A 17,049-nucleotide genomic window follows, 5' to 3' on the forward strand; every position below is an offset into this window, starting at 1 on the left:
TGACACTGTTCTGTCATGGCACACCAAGCGACGCCGGTTCGCAGGGCCCGGCTGGGGAGGGCACTCGGCCCGGAGCCGACGGCGGTGAGCGGCGCGGTGCTGCTGCTCCCGGACGGCGACGAGGTCTCCGCGCGAAGACCGTCCCCCCTGATGGCCGCCGGCTCCGTGCGCGCCCTCGGCCGCCGACTGGCGCGGGCGGGCCACGGCGAAGGCCTGGTCACCCACGTGGTGCACTACCGCTTCCGGGGCTGGAACGGCAGCGAGGCACATCTGGCGCAGGACGCCACCTGGGCCGCCGACGAGGTCGTACGGCGCTACGGAGACGTGCCGGTCTGCCTCGCCGGCGTGGGCATGGGAGGCCGGGCGGCGCTGCGCTCGGCCGGGCACACGGCCGTCAACTCCGTTCTGGCACTGGCCCCTTGCCTGCCCGAGGAGGACATGGCGGCGTCCCCCGAACCGGTGAAGCAGCTCGCCGGGCGGCAGGTCCTCATCGTGCACGGCACGAACGACGAGCGCACGGACCCGGAGCTGTCCTTCCGGCTGGCGTCGCGGGCGAAGAAGGCGAACCGTGAGGTCTGCCGCTTCGAGGTGCACTCCGACGGACACGCGTTACACCAGTACCGGTCCGAAGTACACGCGCTCGCCGAGGACTTCGTGATGGGCACACTGTTCGGACGGGCTTTCTCCCGCCCGGTGCAGGACGCGCTCGCGGCCCCGCCGCCACTGGGGTTGCGGATGCCGCTGGCGGCGGGTTTCGGGCGGTCGTTGCGGAAGTGGCGGAAGTGAGCGTCCCGCGCCCCGCACGGGGCACGGGACGGCCCGCGCCTCACTCGGGCAGCAGCAGCCCCCTCCTCGACAGCAGGAACCTCTTGAAGGCAGCGACCGGCGGCGTGTCGACGTGCCCCTCCAGCCATGCGACGCCGATCTCCCGCACCGCCCGCGGCGCGGTGACCGTCAACTCGACGACCCCGGGGCGAGGCACCGCGGGCGGCGGCAGCAGCGCGACGCCGAGCCCCGCGGCGACCAAGCCCCGCAGGGTCTCCGCCTCCTCGCCCTCGAAGGCCACCCTCGGCGTGAACCCCGCCTCCCGGCACAGGTCGTCGGTCATACGGCGCAGCCCGTAGCCGGCTTCGAGGGTCACGAAGGTCTCGTCGGCGGCCTCGGCGAGACGGATGCGCCTTCGGCCCGCGAGCCGGTGGTCGGCGGGGACGACGAGCCGCAGCTTCTGCTCGTCGAGACGGCGGGCCACCAGATCGGGAGCGTCGGGTACCGGGGAGGTCAGACACAGGTCCAGCTCCCCCGCCCGCAGTTTCTCGAGCATCGCCTCGCCGTAGTTCTGGACGAGGCTGAAGCGGACGCGCGGATGGTCGGCGCGGAACGCGTGGATCAGACCGGGCACGGTCTCGGCGCCCATCGTGTGCAGAAAGCCGAAGGCGACCTTGCCGGTGGCCGGGTCGGCGTCCGCGCGCACCTCCTCGGCGGCCCGCTCGATCTCCGCGAGGGCGCGCTCGACGGAGACGAGGAACGTACGGCCCGCCGGGGTGAGCGAGACCGTTCGGCCACGACGGGCGAACAGTTCGACGCCCAGGTCCTGTTCGAGTCGAACGAGCGCGCGAGACAGGGTGGACTGCGGGACCTGCATCTCCTGCGCGGCACGCGTGACGTGTTCGGTACGGGCCACGCCCGCGAAGTACGCCAGGCGCGGCGCGAGCAGCGTGACGATGTCTTCTGCGTCACTTGTGTCACCGGACGATGACAGGCCTCTGGCTGACCTCTGCTGATGCACCATGGGAACGATTATGGGGTTTCTGTGCATTGGACGGATGAGGCGCGAGGTCCGTACGTTCGAAGTATGCCTGCTGCCGATACCGGGGCGTCCACCACCGTGGGCGCCGATGCCTCCACCGTTCCCGCCGTCGACTCCCGGATGACCCCGGGTGGCCTTGGCTACCGACGGATGAGCCTCGCCCTCTTCCTGGCCGGGGTGGCGACCTTCGCCCTCCTCTACTCCACGCAGGCCCTGCTGCCGCTCGTCTCCGCCGACTTCGGGGTGACGGCGAGCGCGGCGAGCTGGACGGTGTCGGCCGCGACGGGCGGACTGGCGCTGTTCGTCCTCCCCATGAGCGCACTCTCCGAGCGGTTCGGACGGCGTACGTTGATGACGGCGTCGCTCGCGGTCGCGGTGACGGTCGGTCTGCTGGTCCCCTTCGCCCCGTCGCTGGGCGCGCTCATCGCCCTGCGGGCGATCCAGGGCGCGGCGCTGGCGGGGCTGCCGGCGTCGGCGACCGCGTACCTGGCCGAGGAGGTCACCCCGAAGGCACTGATCACCGCGATCGGCCTGTTCGTGGCCGGCAACAGCGTCGGCGGGATGAGCGGCCGGGTCATCACCGGCTGGGTCGCGCAGGAGTGGGGCTGGCGGGTCTCCGTCGGCACCATCGGCGTGATCGCGGTGGCCTGCGCGGTGGCCTTCCGCCTTCTGCTCCCGGCGCCCAAGCACTTCAGGCCGGGCTCGCTGCGCCCGCGCGTCCTGGCCCGCACCGTCCGCGACCACCTCGCCAACCCGCTGCTGCGGAGGCTGTACGCGATCGGCGCGCTGTTCATGACGGTGTTCGGCGGCGTCTACACGGTGATCGGCTTCCGCCTGACGGAGGAGCCGTTCGGGCTGCCGCAGGGCATCATCGGCTCGATCTTCCTGGTGTACCTGGTGGGTACCGTGTCTGCGTCCACGGCCGGCCGACTGGTGGGCCGCCTGGGCCGCCGCGGTGCGCTGTACCTGGCCGCCGGCACCACGACGACGGGTCTGCTCCTGTCCCTGTCGTCCTCCCTTCCACTGGTCCTGCTGGGCCTGGTCCTGATCACGGCGGGCTTCTTCGCGGGCCACGCGGTGGCGTCGTCGGCGGTCAGCCACACGGCGAAGCAGGGCCGCGCCCAGGCCTCCGCCCTCTACCAGTCGGCGTACTACATCGGCTCCAGCACGGGCAGCACCCTCGGCGCTGTGGCCTTCCACTCGGGCGGCTGGGCCGGGACGGTGGGCATGGGCGCGCTGGCGGTGCTCGGAGTCGTGACGATCACGGTGTTCGGGTCGCGGGCGGCGCGGGTCGCCGCGCGGCGAGAGCCGGTGCCCGCGCACTGAGCCCCGCTCGGCAGAGCCCGGCCTCGTTGCGTACCCCCTGCTCAGGGCCGGTTGTCAGTGGTCGCGTATAGCGTCTGCGGGGCAACCGGGCCGAGCAGGGGGTTTGTTGATGGAGTTCCGGGTCGACCGCGGGCGCTTCGCCGAGGCCGTGGGGTGGGCGGCCCGTGTGCTGCCCGCGCGGACGCCGGTGCCGGTGCTGGGCGGACTGCTTCTGGAGGCGACGGCGGGACGGCTGCGCGTCTCGGGGTTCGACTTCGAGACGGCGGCGCGCATCGAGACCGAGGCGGAGACGGCGACGGACGGGCAGGTACTCGTCCTCGGGCGCAGGCTGCTGGACATCTGCCGGGTACTGCCGGACGGTCCGGTGAGCTGCGGGCTGGAGGGAACGCGGTTCACGGTGGAGGCAGGCGGTACGCGTTTCGGGCTGTCGACGCTGCCGCGGGAGGAGTACCCGGCCCTGCCGGTGCCGCCGGAGCCGTACGGGAGCGTGGACGCCGCCGCGTTCGCGACCGCCGTCGGCCAGGTCGCCGTGGCCGCGGGCCGCGACGACACCCTTCCCGTGCTCACCGGCGTACAGCTGCATCTCGACGGCGACACCATGACGCTCGCCGCGTCGGACCGCTATCGGTACGCCGTACGACGGCTGGGGTGGAAGCCGGGAGCCGCGACGGCCGACGGCTCGATCGACGCCCTGCTGCCCGCGCGTCGGCTGCTCGACGTCACGCGGTCGCTGGCCCGCTCAGGTCAGGTGCACATGAGACTGGCGCCCGACGGGGGCCTGATCGGTTTCGAGGGTGGCGGCATGCGGGTGGCGGTGCGGCTGCTGGAGGGCCGGCTGCCGCGGTACGGGTCGCTGTTCGACGTGACGGGAGCCGCGGTCGCCGAGGTGGAGCGCGGGACACTGGCGGAGGCGGTGCGACGGGTCGCGGTGGTGGCGGAGGCGAACAGTCCGGTGCGGTTGGACTTCGCGGCCGACGGATCCGTGCTGCTGGAGGCCGGATACGGGGACGACGTCGCCGCGCAACGGCTGCCGGCCGCACTGAGCGGTGCGGACGAGGTGTCCGTGGCCTTCAACCCGGCGTATCTGCTGGACGCGCTGAACTCCTTCGAATCGCCGCGCCTGCGGATGGAACTGCTGGGGACGGGTCAGCGGGCGCTGCTGACCGGCCTTGCGGCCGACGGCCCGGCTGTGGTCGGCACCTCGGAGGCGGCCCACCAGCATCTGCTCATGTCCGTGAGGCAACTGGTATGAGCTGGGCTTTTGTGCGGTCCGGGGACCGTTGTCAGTGGGCTGCGGTAGCTTCCGAAGTGCTGGTGCGCAAAGGCGCGCGACGGGAACGGCCACAGGGGTGGGTGGACCATGGGTGACGGCACGGCGACGGTGGACGATCTCGACGTCCGGCTGGAGAAGCACCGGGTCGAGCTGACCGGATACTGCTATCGCATGCTCGGTTCCTCCTTCGAGGCGGAGGACGCGGTGCAGGACACGATGGTCCGCGCATGGCGCAGCTACGAGAAGTTCGAAGGACGCTCCTCCCTCCGCTCGTGGCTGTACCGGATCGCGACGAACGTCTGCCTGGACATGCTGAGCGCGGGCAACAAGCGCGCCCGCCCGGTGGACCTCACCGACCCGACGCCGCTCGCCCAGGCGGCCTTGTCCCCGCGCCCGGACAACACCTGGCTGGAGCCGATGCCGGACGCCCGCGTGCTTCCGACGGTCAGCGACCCGGCGGAGGCAGCGGTGGCGAAGGAGTCGGTGCGCCTCGCGTTCATGGCCGCTCTGCAGCAACTGCCGTCCAAGCAGCGCGCGGTGCTCATCCTGCGCGAGGTCCTGGCCTGGAAGGCGAGCGAGGTCGCCGAGCTGCTCGACACTTCGGTCGCCTCGGTCAACAGCGCGCTGCAGCGGGCCCGCACGACGCTTGCGGAGCGGGGCGGGGAGGACGCCGACGCCGCCGTCTCCGACCCCCTCGACGAGGAGCAGCAAAAACTCCTGGAGCGCTATGTGGCGGCCTTCGAGGGGTACGACATGACGGCGCTGACGGCACTGCTGCACGAGGACGCGGTGATGACGATGCCGCCGTTCGACCTGTGGCTGCGCGGCACTTCGGACATCACCGGTTTCATGACGACGCTCGGCTCCGCCTGCGAGGGCTCCCGGCTGGTGCCGGTCGCAGTCAACGGTCTGCCGGGCTTCGCCCAGTACAAGCCGGATCCGGACACGGGGGGCTTCACGGCCTGGGCGGTCCAGGTCCTGGAGATTTCAGACGGCCGGCTCACCGGGTTCCACTTCTTCCTCGACACGAAGCGCTGGTTCCCGCTGTTCGGCCTTCCCCTCCAGCTCGAAGGGGAGGCCGACGAGATCGACTAGGGCGCGGAGGGCCGGGGCGGGATCACGCAGCCGTATCCGGCCCCCGGCCCGCCGGGCGGCCAGCTGCAACCGGGCCAGCACGTCGATGGTGGCGAGCTGTACGGGCCTCAACGCACCGACATCGCATACGACAACCCCGGCGCCGGTCGCCTCCAGTAACGCCCGCACGTCGTCACCGAGCCTCGTCACGTCGTCCGGGGTGACGAGGCCGGCCAGCACGAGTACGGCGGGTGTCTCTGGGTCCACGGTGGGTAGACCGGGCGGGCGCCTGGAACTCATCGGCGGTGGATCCGCGAGACACGGCCGTACCTTCAGTCGACGGGGAACTCGCTGGTGTCGATGACGAGGTCAAAGGGAGCGGGAAGCTTGATGGCCTCGCCGAACTTGGCGGTGCTCAGGGGGCGACAGACATCGCCCTTGGGTTCTCCGTAGAGCGTCGTGGTCGGGCCGTCGGGAGCCCAGCGGTCGACGAGGAGATAGAGCGGGATTCCCGCGGGTGGCGTAGGCGGCGGGTTTGCTGACGCGGTCGTGGCGGGCGTTGGACTTGGAGGTCACCTCGACGACGAGTTCGGCGAGGGCGGCCGGGATGTGGTTCTCCGACTCCGCGCACTCCGGCATCGGAACCACCACGAGGTCCGGGATGAGCATGCCCAGTCGCGACGGCACGGCGATGGCCTGGGTCTGGAAGATCTCCCAGTCCTCCGGGATCACTGAGTAGAGGCGACGCTGGATGCGGGCCGCGATCACGTTGTGGCGAAACGCGGGAGCAGGTGACACGGTGAAGGTCAGGCGATACGTTCCAGCACGACCGGCGTGGCCGTGAACTCCGTGCCCGTCGCCGCGACGTCGTACGCCCCCTCGATCGCCTCAAGCGCGTACCCGAACCGCTCCGGCGTGTCCGTGTGCAGGGTCAGCAGCGGCCGGCCCTCCGTCACCGTGTCACCCGGCTTGGCGTGCATCTCGATGCCCGCCGCCGCCTGCACCGGGTCCTCCTTGCGCGCGCGGCCTGCGCCGAGGCGCCAGGCGGCGACGCCGATGCCGTAGGCGTCCAGGCGGGTCAGGACACCCGACGACGGCGCCTTGATCACGTGCTGCTCCTTCGACGTCGGCAGCGGCGCGTCCGGGTCGCCGCCCTGTGCCGCGATCATCCGGCGCCAGACGTCCATCGCCGAGCCGTCGGCCAGGGCCTTCACGGGGTCCGCGTCCTTCACACCGGCCGCGTCGAGCATCTCTCGCGCCAGGGCGATCGTCAGATCCACCACGTCCGCCGGACCGCCGCCCGCCAGCACCTCGACCGACTCGCGGACCTCCAGCGCGTTGCCCGCCGTCAGGCCGAGGGGCGTCGACATGTCCGTCAGCAGCGCCACCGTCTTCACGCCGTGGTCGGTCCCCAGGCCCACCATCGTGGACGCCAGCTCCCGTGCGTCCTCGATCGTCTTCATGAAGGCGCCCGAGCCGACCTTCACGTCCAGGACCAGCGAGCCCGTCCCCTCAGCGATCTTCTTGGACATGATGGAGGAAGCGATGAGAGGGATCGCCTCCACCGTGCCCGTGACATCGCGGAGCGCGTAGAGCTTCTTGTCCGCGGGCGCCAGGCCGTCGCCCGCCGCGCAGATCACCGCGCCCGTCGTGTCGAGGACGTGCAGCATCTCCTCGTTCGACAGCAGGGCGCGCCAGCCGGGGATCGACTCCAGCTTGTCCAGCGTGCCGCCGGTGTGGCCGAGGCCGCGGCCCGACAGCTGCGGGACCGCCGCGCCGCAGGCGGCGACCAGAGGGGCCAGCGGGAGTGTGATCTTGTCGCCGACTCCGCCCGTCGAGTGCTTGTCGGCCGTCGGGCGGGACAGCGACGAGAAGTCCATGCGCTCGCCCGAGGCGATCATCGCCGCCGTCCAGCGGGCGATCTCGCGGCGGTTCATGCCGTTGAGCAGGATGGCCATCGCGAGCGCGGACATCTGCTCGTCGGCGACCTCGCCCCGCGTGTACGCGTCGATGACCCAGTCGATCTGCTCGTCGCTCAGCTCACCGCGGTCCCGCTTGGTGCGGATGACGGAGATGGCGTCCATGGCCATGGTTTCCTTCCGAAGTTCCGAAGGTGTGCGGCCCCTCTGCGCCACTGCGGGGCGACGCGGAGGGGCCGCACGGGAGTTACTTGGTGAGATGGTCCGGCCCGAAGGCCTGCGGGAGCATCTCGGAGAGCGGCAGGATCCCGGCCGGTGTCTCGAGGAGCAGCTCGGGTCCGCCGAACTCGTACAGCAGTTGGCGGCAGCGACCGCAGGGGACGAGGATGCCGCCCTTGCCGTCCACGCAGGTGAAGTGCGTGAGCCGACCGCCCCCGGTGTTCTGCAGCTGCGAGACGAGACCGCACTCGGCGCACAGGCCGAGTCCGTACGAGGCGTTCTCCACGTTGCAGCCGGTGACGATGCGCCCGTCGTCGACGAGGGCCGCGACGCCGACCGGGTAGCCCGAGTAGGGCGCGTAGGCGCGGGACATCGCCGCGCGCGCCTCCTCACGCAGGACCGCCCAGTCGACCGTCGCGGGCGGGGTCACTTGCCCTGTCCCTTCCGGTAGGGCAGACCGTCCGCCTTCGGCATCCGCAGGCTCTGCGCGGACAGCGAGAGCACCAGCAGGGTGACGATGTACGGGGTCGCGGTCACGAGCTGCTTCGGGACTTCGTCGGTGCCGACGTACCAGACGAACATCAGGGCCGAGACCACGGCCGTGACGATCGCGGGGACGTACTTCTTCCTCCACGCGAGGTACGCCGCGCCGAACACCAGCAGGATGGCGAGCAGCAGGATCAGCGCATGCACGTTCGTCGTGCCGCCGCGCAGGTTGAGGCTGTCGGTGTAGCCGAACAGGCCCGCGCCGAGGGCGAGACCGCCCGGCATCCAGTTACCGAAGATCATCGCGGCGAGACCGATGTAGCCGCGACCCGCGGTCTGGCCGTCCAGGTACACGTTCGACGCCACGATCGACAGGAACGCGCCGCCCAGGCCGGCGAAGCCGCCGGAGATTATCACGGCGATGTACTTGTACTTGTAGACGTTGACGCCGAGCGACTCGGCCGCCACCGGGTTCTCGCCGCAGGAGCGCAGTCGCAGACCGAAGGCCGTGCGCCACAGCACCCACCAGGTGACCGGGATGAGGGCCACCGCGATCACGGTGAGCGGCGACAGGTCGGTGACCAGACCGCCGACCAGGCCCGCGATGTCCGAGACCAGGAACCAGTGTTTCTGGTTCAGCGTGTCCAGCCAGCTGGACAGGCCGGGGATGTCGAAGGTGCCCAGCGAATCGATCGGCGGGGACTGCTTGGAGGAGCCCTGAGGCGCGTTCTCGAAGGTGAACTTCGACAGGTAGCGGGTGGTGCCGAGGGCGAGGATGTTGATCGCCACACCGGAGACGATGTGGTTCACGTTGAAGGTGACGGTGGCGATGGCGTGCAGGAGGGCGCCGAGCGCACCGCCGATGATGCCGAAGACGACACCGGTCCACGGGCCCCACTGGTAGCCGGCCCAGGCGCCGAACCAGGTGCCGAGGATCATCATGCCCTCGAGACCGATGTTGACGACGCCCGAGCGCTCGGACCACAGGCCACCGAGGCCCGCGAGGCCGATCGGGACGGCCAGGCGCAGCGCCGTGGACATCTGGCCGGTCGAGGTGATGCCGTCCGCGCCGGTGATGAGGCGGACGATCGAGGTCAGGATCAGTACGCCCGCGATGATCAGCAGAAGTACGGGGAGCGAGAATCGGCGGCTGCCCTTGCCGGGCTGCTGGGCCTTCGGCTTCGCGACGGTCGCGGTGGACATCAGGCAGCCACCTCCTTCTTGTGCGAGTTGTTGTTGGCCTCCGCGGCCAGTTCGGCGCCCACCCGCTTCTGCTGGCGGCGCAGGCCCCACTGGCGTACGGCCTCGTACGAGATGACGACCGCGAAGACGATCAGGCCCTGCATGATCGTGGCGATCTCCTTCTCGTACGCCACCGGGGTCGCGTAGTCGAGGGCGGGGGACGCCTTGTCGAGGAAGGCGATCAGAAGCGCGGCGAAGGCGATGCCGGCCGGGTTGTTGCGACCGAGCAGGGCGATGGTGATGCCGGTGAAGCCGAGGCCCGTCGGGAAGCTCAGGCTGTAGGTGTGGGCGTCGCCCAGCAGCAGCGGCAGGCCGGACAGACCCGCGACAGCGCCGGAGATCACCATCGCGGTGAGGACCATCTTCTTGGCGTCGACGCCGGAGGCCGCGGCGGCGGTCTCGGAGGCACCGGTGGCGCGCAGGTCGAAGCCGAAGCGGGTGCGGTTGAGCACGAGCCAGTACAGGATGCCCGCGAGGACCGCGAGGAAGACCAGGCCGTAGATCTCGCCGACGTCGGCGCCCATGTTGATGCCCGGGAACCAGCCGGACTTCTTCATGATGCCGGTCGTCATGTTGTTGCCGACCTGCACGCCCCACACGTTGGACAGGGTGAGGTAGCCGATGAGGCTGGTGGCGATCGCGTTGAGCATGATGGTCGCGACGACCTCGCTCACGCCCCGGGTGGTCTTCAGGATGCCCGCGATACCGGCCCAGAAGGCGCCGGTGAACATGGCGACCAACATCAGCAGCGGGATCTGCAGGAAGGACGGCAGCGCGATGTGCGCGCCGACGACGGCGGTCATCATCGCCGCGAGGCGGTACTGCCCGTCGACGCCGATGTTGAACAGGTTCATACGGAAGCCGATGGCCACCGCGAGTGCCGCCAGGTAGTACAGCGACGCCTGGTTGATGATGAGCACCTGGACGTCGGAGAATCCCGCCTGCTCGATCATCAGCCGGTACGGCTCGAACGGGTTCTTGCCGGAGGCGACCAGCACGACCGAGGTGAGCAGGATGGCCGAGACGAGCGCGATGACCGGACCGGCTACCGCGAGGAGCACCCGCTCCTTGTCGAACTTCTTCATCGGGCGTCGTCCTCCGGGGCGGCGTCGCTTGCGTCTTCGGTGGATTCCTCCACGTGCTCCAGGTGGCCGGACGCGGCACCCGTCATGGCGGAGCCCAGCTCCTCAGGAGTGATGGTGGCCGGGTCGGCGTCCGCGACCAGCCGGCCGTTGTAGATCACCCGGAGGGTGTCGGACAGACCGATCAGCTCGTCGAGGTCGGCGGAGATCAGCAGCACGGCCAGGCCCTCGCGACGGGCCTCACGGATCTGGTCCCAGATCTGCGCCTGCGCGCCGACGTCCACACCGCGCGTGGGATGGGCGGCGATGAGGAACTTGGGCTTGTGGCTCATCTCACGGCCGACGATGAGCTTCTGCTGGTTGCCGCCGGAGAGGGAGGCGGCGGTCACGTCGATGCCGGGGGTGCGGACGTCGTAGTCCTCGACGATCCGCCGCGTGTCGTCCTGGGCGCCCTTGATGTCGAGCCAGAAGCCCTTGGCGTTGGGGCGCTCGGTGACATGGCCGAGGATGCGGTTCTCCCACAGCGGGGCCTCGAGCAGGAGACCGTGGCGGTGCCGGTCCTCGGGGATGTAGCCGACGCCCTGCTCGCGGCGCTTGCGGGTGGACCAGGAGGCGATGTCCTCACCGCGGAAGGCGATGGAGCCGGAGTCGGCCCTCTTGAGGCCGATCAGTGCGTCGATCAGCTCGGTCTGGCCGTTGCCCTCGACGCCGGCGATGCCCATGACCTCGCCCGCGTGGATGGTGAAGGTGATGTCGTCGAGGACGCGCCGCACCTCGCCGGCGCCCTCGGCGGCGCCCTCCGTCAGCAGACCGGAGGCGGCCGGCTCGGCGAGCTCGCCGAGGGAGGCGCCGCCGCTCGCGAACGCCGTGAGGCCCTTGACCTCGATGACCGGCCGGTCCGTGACCGTGGACTCGGCGGTCTCCGGGGTGGGCAGCTCGCTGCCGACCATCATCTCGGCGAGCTGGCGCGAGGTGGTCTCGGAGGGGACGGCGGTACCGACCGTCGTACCGCGCCGGATGACGGTGATGTCGTCGGCGACCGACAGGACCTCCCCCAGCTTGTGGGAGATGAAGATGACCGCCAGGCCCTCGGACTTCAGCTCGCGCAGGTTGTCGAAGAGCGCGTCGACCTCCTGCGGGACGAGCACGGCGGTCGGCTCGTCCAGGATCAGCGTCCTCGCGCCGCGGTAGAGGACCTTGAGGATCTCCACGCGCTGGCGGTCGGCGACCCCGAGGTCCTCGACGAGGACGTCGGGGCGTACGTTCAGCCCGTAGCGGTCGGAGATCTCCTTGATCTTCTTACGGGCGTCGCCGCCGATCCCGTACAGCTTCTCGCTGCCGAGGACCACGTTCTCCAGGACCGTGAGGTTGTCGGCGAGCATGAAGTGCTGGTGCACCATGCCGATGCCGCGGGTGATGGCGTCGGCGGGGCTGTTGAAGGACACCTGCTCGCCGTCGACGGTGATCGCGCCCTCGTCCGGCTTCTGCATGCCGTAGAGGATCTTCATCAGCGTCGACTTGCCGGCGCCGTTCTCGCCGACGAGGGCGTGCACGGTGCCCCTGCGGACCGTGAGGTGGATGTCGTGGTTGGCTACGACACCAGGGAATCGCTTGGTGATCCCCGCCAGCTCGACCGCGATGGTCGGCTGAGCGGTGAGCGGAGGGCTGCTGGACGCGTCGATGGCGCACTCTCCTTGGAAAAGGGGCCCCTCTACGCGCGTAGCGCCCCTGCCTTAAATAGGGCTCGGGCCTGACCGGAACCGAGCGGTTTCCAATCGTTCCGAGCATTGTGCCGCGCGAACGGGGTGCGGTCAGGCCATCCTTCCCGCACCCCGTTCCTCGGCCGTAACGCTCCCATTACGGCAACGCCTTGGCCATGGCCTGTTATGGCCTCTTGTCCCGGACGTCCCGGCGCCGTGATGTCGGCGCCGGGACTCCGGGGACGCACTTCACGCAGGCGGACGTCAGGAGGTCTTGACCTTGATCGTGCCGTCCTTGATGCCCTGCTCGGCCTTCTTCAGCGCGGCCTGCAGGTCGGCGTTGTTCTTGAACACCGGGTTGGAGTCGGCCAGGCCGACGCCACCGTTGTCCAGGCTGCCGCGGATCTCGCCGCTCAGCGGCTTCTTGTCCTTGATGACCGACTGGGCGAGGTCGTACACGGCACCGGAGACGTTCTTCAGGGCCGAGGTGAGGATGTAGTTCTTGTACGACGCCAGCGCGCTCTGGTTGTACTGGTCGGAGTCGACACCGATGGCCCACACCTTGTGCGCGGCGGCGGCCTTGATGACGCCCTGACCGGACAGACCGGCCGCGTGGTAGATGACGTCGGCACCGGCGTCGATCTGGCCGTTCGTGGCGCTCTCGCCCTTGTCGGGGCTGGAGAAGCCGCCCTCCTGGGGCGTCTGGGTCAGATACTGCGACTCGATCTTGATCTTCGGGTTGACGGACTTGGCGCCCTGGTCGAAGCCCGCCTCGAACTTGTGGATGAGCGGGATGTCCACGCCACCGATGAAGCCGATGTGGTTCTTCTTGGTGGTCTTGGCCGCGGCGACACCGGCGAGGTAGGAGGACTGCTCCTCGTGGAAGACCAGGTCGGCGACGTTCTTCGCCTGGATGGTGTTGTCGTCGATGATGCCGAAGGACACCTTCGGGAACTTGGCGGCGACCTCCTTGACGGCCGGCGCGTACACGAAGCCGACGCCGATGACCGGGTTGTAGCCCGACTTGGCGAGCGTCTCCAGACGCTGCACCTTGTCGGCGTCCGTCTCGCCGTCCTGCGGCTCGACGTCGCGGCCACTGACGCCGAAGTCCTTCTCGGCTTTCTGGAAGCCGGCGTACGCGGCATCATTGAAGGACTGGTCGCCCTTGCCGCCGATGTCGTACGCGAGGCCGATGCCCTTGGACTTGCCGCCCTTGCTGCCGGCGGACGAGGTGGACGAGCTGCCGCAGGCGGAAACGGTGACAGCAAGGGCTGCGGTTGCTACGCCAGCAACGGCGATACGGGACACCCGGCGCATGGAACGAGACTCCTTTGTGCGTTGCGCCCATACCAGGCGCTGGTTCCGCGGCAGCGTAACGCGCGTAGACCGGACGGAAAACCCCTTCTGTCCGGTCCGTTATCGAGATGTGGCCACAGCCACACAGCACGTCACGGAGAGCGGTGCAGCGCTTGCAGGAGGCAAGGGCGCGGGCATCGCACGGAGGGGAATGAGGGGTGGTGTCATCGCGGAAATTCGGGAGGGGCTCGCGCGGTCGTGGATTCGGATGCGCCGGGAAGCAGCCACCCTACGCCGCCTGCTTCCAAGCTGCGCCCGGCCCCCTCCGCAGGTCCGCCCGGCCTCGCGGCGCGGACACGGAGGCGCCCCCGCCCGGTTCCTTCCCCGGCCGGGGGCGCCTCTGGTCGTAGGCCGCTCCGCGGAGCCGACTAGTTGGTGTTGACGGTGATCTTGCCGTCGATGATGTCCTGCTTGGCCTTCTCGACCGCCGCGACGACGTCCTTCATCGCCTGGTACTTCGGGTTGGAGTCCGCGAAGCCGACGCCGCCGGACTTGAGGTCGCCGCGCTGCTCACCGGTCAGCGGCTTGCCGTCGACGACGGACTTGGCCAGGTCGTAGACCGCGCCGCCGACGTTCTTCAGGGCCGAGCCGAGGATGTAGTCCTTGTACTTGGCCAGCGCGCTCTGCTCGTACTGGTCAGAGTCCACGCCGATCGCCCAGACCTTGTGCTCGGCGGCGGACTGGATCACGCCCTGACCGGACAGGCCGGCCGCATGGTAGATCACGTCGGCGCCCGCCGCGATCTGGCCGTTGGCCGCCTCCTTGCCCTTGTCGGGGCTGGAGAAGCCGCCCTCCTGGGGCGTCTGGGTCAGGTACTGCGACTCGATCTTGATCTTCGGGTTGACGGACTTGGCGCCCTGGTCGAAGCCCGCCTCGAACTTGTGGATGAGCGGGATGTCCACACCGCCGATGAAGCCGATGTGGTTCTTCTTGGTGGTCTTGGCCGCGGCGACACCGGCCAGGTAGGAGGACTGCTCCTCATGGAAGACCAGGTCGGCGACGTTGTTCGCCTGGACCGTGTTGTCGTCGATGATGCCGAAGGTGATCTTCGGGTACTTGGCCGCGACCTCCTTGACGGCCGGCCCGTAGACGAAGCCGACACCGATGATCGGGTTGTAGCCCGCCTTGGCGAGCTGCTCGAGCCGCTGCACCTTGTCGGCGTCCGACTCGTTGTCGTTCGGCTCCACGTCCCGGCCGCCGATCTTGAACTCCTGCTCGGCCTTCTGGAAGCCGGCGAAGGCGGCGTCGTTGAAGGACTGGTCGCCCTTGCCGCCGATGTCGTAGGCCAGACCGATGCCCTTGCCCGTGTAACCGGACGAGCTCTTGCCAGAGTCGGAGTTGCTGTTCGACTCCGTGCTGGACTTGCCGCACCCAGCGGCCGCGAGGGCGATGACCGCCACGGTCACCGCAGCTTGGGAGAACCTCGTCCTCCGAGAGATCAGACGCACAGCCAGCCACCCCTTCGTCCCCACGGCACCGTGACCGGCCCGCTTCCCCAATGCGCCGCCACAGCAGCGATTCCGGCGCACAGTAACGCGCGTAGAAGGAGAGGGGAACGGGGTTCCTCGCGGCCGTTATCGATTCGTGCCGCCACCGGGTTACGTTTGCGCGACGACCGTTACCGAGGAGTGTCACAAGGGGGCGAAAGGCGCGGATCGGGAGCCGGTTCCGGCCACCCCGGTGGTGCCATGAGCGACACCCCGGCGGCACCCCGCGGCACCGCCCTGGCGTCCCTCAGGCCCACCGCTCCGGAACCCGGGGCCGCGCGGTCGGCGCCCCCGGAACCGGCGGCTCCCGTACGGTCTACCGCTCCGCGTCCAGCAGTGCCGCCGCCGTCATCAGCTCGACGCCCACGGTGATGGCATGCTCGTCCACGTCGAAGTCGCCCTGATGGAGATCGTGGATCAGGCGGTCCCCGGGCCGGCGGACACCGAGGCGGGCCATGGCGCCCGGCACGTGCTCCAGGTACCAGGAGAAGTCCTCGCCGCCGAGGCTCTGCTCGGTGTCCTCGACGGAGTGGACGCCACGGCGCGCGACCATGGCCTCGCGCAGCAGCTCGGTCACGATGGGGTCGTTGACGACGGGCGGCACCCCGCGGATGTAGTTGATCTCGGACTTGGCCCGGTACAGGTTGGCGATCTCGTCGATCGCCGCGTGCACGAGGTCGGGCGCCTGCCGCCAGGCGTCGAGGTCCAGACAGCGCACGGTCCCGGACAGCTCCGCGTGCTGCGGGATGACGTTGGGTGCGTGGCCGGACTCGATCCGGCCCCAGGTGACCCCCAGCCCGCTCCGGGCGTCGACGCGGCGCGCGACCAGCGCCGGCACCTCGGTGGCGACGCGCGCGGCGGCCGTGACGAGGTCGGTGGTGAGGTGGGGGCGCGCGGTGTGGCCGCCGGGGCCGTTCAGCGCGATCTCCAGCCGGTCGCAGGCGGAGGTGATGGGGCCGTGCCGCAGCCCGATGCGTCCCGCGTCGACCCTGGGGTCGCAGTGCACGGCGATGATGCGCCCCACGCCGTCCAGGACACCGGACACGATGGCGTCGGCGGCGCCGCCCGGGAGGACCTCCTCGGCGGGCTGGAAGACCAGCCGCACGGGCTGCGGCAGCCTGCCCTCGCGGTGCAGTGCGGCAAGGACGAGTCCGGCGCCGAGGACGACCGTGGTGTGCACGTCATGCCCGCAGGCGTGGGCGCGGTCGGGCACGGTGGAGCGGTAGGCGCAGTCGGTCTTGGTGTCGGGAATGGGGAGCGCGTCGATATCGGCGCGCAGGGCGAGCATGGGGCGTACGCCGTCCGCCTCGCCGATGTCACAGAAGAGCCCGGTACCGGCGTCGAGCACACGCGGAGCAAGTCCGGCCTGCTCGAGGCGTTCCTTGATCGCGGCAGTCGTGCGGAACTCCTGATTGCCGAGTTCCGGGTGCATGTGCAGGTCGCGGCGGAAGGCGACGAGTTCAGCGCGCAGTGCCTCGGGCAGCGCGCCGGGGAGCAGGGCGTCCCCGGGGTGATCGGCCTCGGACTCTCTGGACATCAAATGGTTCACCCTTTGAAGGGTAGGGCGATCGAGCGGTCGACCGGCCCTCGATGGCGAAACTTCAGCCCGTCAGGCGAAGAAAAGTCGGCCACCCGCCGCATATCCGGCGGTTGGGATGGGTATACTCGCCCGGCTTTTCCGGGCAATGGGATCGACGGATGTCGACCGGGTCCGTCGGGGTGGCCGCGGAGCCGTCCGGCGCCGCGGAGGGCGCCCCGTGATCCCTGCACGGGACCGCTCCCGAGTCCGAGCGTCCCGCCGCGGGGAACGTCCGGACGACCCGGCTCCATTCCCGCGTACCCCACGGATACCACGCCACCCCCCGTTCCTCTCCCCTAAGCACCGCTCCATACGCCGGTTCGGCTTCCAAGGCCGGGACCGACGTCCACATGGCGGGACGGTGAACCCTCGAAAGCCCGCCCCCGGTCCCCCTTCCGGCCGAGTAGCGTGCGCCAGCGTGAACGCCCAGGAACCGGACTTCATACACGCCACACGGGTCTCGTACGACGCCATGGCCCCCGACTACGCCGCCCGTTTC

Annotated in this window: 14 protein-coding genes and 1 pseudogene; 4 read left to right on the forward strand and 11 right to left on the reverse strand. The window is 70.0% G+C overall.

The window, feature by feature from the left end; genetic code table 11:
- The first annotated feature begins 15 nt into the window (after positions 1–15).
- Complete coding sequence (locus ACZ3TS_RS06495) at positions 16–786, forward strand: dienelactone hydrolase family protein (RefSeq protein WP_467614180.1); 771 nt, start codon at positions 16–18, stop codon at positions 784–786.
- Between the two features lie 40 nt (positions 787–826).
- On the opposite strand, the gene ACZ3TS_RS06500 is transcribed toward ACZ3TS_RS06495, so the two are convergent.
- Positions 827–1,789 (reverse strand): LysR family transcriptional regulator, encoded by a 963-nt coding sequence (locus ACZ3TS_RS06500; RefSeq protein ID WP_467614181.1) that lies wholly within the window; start codon positions 1,787–1,789, stop codon positions 827–829.
- A 63-nt stretch (positions 1,790–1,852) separates the two neighbouring features.
- On the opposite strand from ACZ3TS_RS06500, the gene ACZ3TS_RS06505 reads away from it, so the two are divergent.
- From ACZ3TS_RS06505 to ACZ3TS_RS06515, 3 genes are all read left to right on the forward strand, one after another.
- Positions 1,853–3,133 (forward strand): MFS transporter, encoded by a 1,281-nt coding sequence (locus tag ACZ3TS_RS06505; RefSeq protein WP_467614182.1) that lies wholly within the window; start codon positions 1,853–1,855, stop codon positions 3,131–3,133.
- 109 nt (positions 3,134–3,242) lie between these two features.
- Positions 3,243–4,385, forward strand: coding sequence for a DNA polymerase III subunit beta (dnaN, locus tag ACZ3TS_RS06510; RefSeq protein ID WP_467614184.1), 1,143 nt, complete (start codon positions 3,243–3,245; stop codon positions 4,383–4,385).
- A 108-nt stretch (positions 4,386–4,493) separates the two neighbouring features.
- Positions 4,494–5,501 carry a sigma-70 family RNA polymerase sigma factor gene (locus tag ACZ3TS_RS06515; RefSeq protein ID WP_467614185.1) on the forward strand — a complete coding sequence of 336 codons (1,008 nt, stop codon included), beginning with the start codon at positions 4,494–4,496 and terminating at the stop codon, positions 5,499–5,501.
- Here the strand turns inward: ACZ3TS_RS06515 and ACZ3TS_RS06520 are convergent.
- The 10 genes and pseudogenes from ACZ3TS_RS06520 to ACZ3TS_RS06565 form a co-directional block, all read right to left on the reverse strand.
- Positions 5,394–5,780, reverse strand: a complete 387-nt coding sequence (locus tag ACZ3TS_RS06520) for an STAS domain-containing protein (protein ID WP_467614187.1) — start codon at positions 5,778–5,780, stop codon at positions 5,394–5,396. The two genes, ACZ3TS_RS06515 and ACZ3TS_RS06520, sit on opposite strands and share 108 nt — an antisense overlap.
- A gap of 32 nt (positions 5,781–5,812) precedes the next feature.
- Positions 5,813–6,281, reverse strand: a pseudogene (locus tag ACZ3TS_RS06525) (Uma2 family endonuclease); the annotation flags it as partial.
- A gap of 5 nt (positions 6,282–6,286) precedes the next feature.
- The gene (locus tag ACZ3TS_RS06530) at positions 6,287–7,564 is read right to left on the reverse strand and encodes a thymidine phosphorylase (protein WP_467614189.1); all 1,278 of its coding nucleotides are present in this window, start codon (positions 7,562–7,564) and stop codon (positions 6,287–6,289) included.
- 82 nt (positions 7,565–7,646) lie between these two features.
- Positions 7,647–8,048, reverse strand: coding sequence for a cytidine deaminase (locus ACZ3TS_RS06535; RefSeq protein ID WP_467614190.1), 402 nt, complete (start codon positions 8,046–8,048; stop codon positions 7,647–7,649).
- Entirely contained in the window at positions 8,045–9,307 is a 1,263-nt protein-coding gene (locus ACZ3TS_RS06540) for an ABC transporter permease (protein WP_467614192.1), read from the reverse strand. Before ACZ3TS_RS06540 ends, ACZ3TS_RS06535 begins: the two co-directional genes overlap by 4 nt.
- The gene (locus tag ACZ3TS_RS06545; protein WP_467614193.1) at positions 9,307–10,431 is read right to left on the reverse strand and encodes an ABC transporter permease; all 1,125 of its coding nucleotides are present in this window, start codon (positions 10,429–10,431) and stop codon (positions 9,307–9,309) included. The genes ACZ3TS_RS06540 and ACZ3TS_RS06545 overlap by 1 nt, the downstream gene beginning before the upstream one ends.
- Positions 10,428–12,110, reverse strand: coding sequence for an ABC transporter ATP-binding protein (locus tag ACZ3TS_RS06550; RefSeq protein ID WP_467614550.1), 1,683 nt, complete (start codon positions 12,108–12,110; stop codon positions 10,428–10,430). Before ACZ3TS_RS06550 ends, ACZ3TS_RS06545 begins: the two co-directional genes overlap by 4 nt.
- Before the next feature lie 282 nt (positions 12,111–12,392).
- A complete protein-coding gene (locus ACZ3TS_RS06555; protein ID WP_467614194.1) occupies positions 12,393–13,445 on the reverse strand; it encodes a BMP family lipoprotein in 1,053 nt (350 codons plus the stop codon).
- A gap of 407 nt (positions 13,446–13,852) precedes the next feature.
- Positions 13,853–14,890: a BMP family lipoprotein gene (locus ACZ3TS_RS06560; protein WP_467614196.1), complete on the reverse strand. Its 1,038-nt coding sequence runs from the start codon at positions 14,888–14,890 to the stop codon at positions 13,853–13,855.
- 397 nt (positions 14,891–15,287) lie between these two features.
- On the reverse strand, positions 15,288–16,508 hold the full coding sequence (locus ACZ3TS_RS06565; protein WP_467614198.1) for a M20 family metallopeptidase: 1,221 nt from the start codon (positions 16,506–16,508) through the stop codon (positions 15,288–15,290).
- Positions 16,509–17,049 lie beyond the last annotated feature (541 nt).

The organism is Streptomyces sp. NPDC022910, assembly GCF_055561075.1.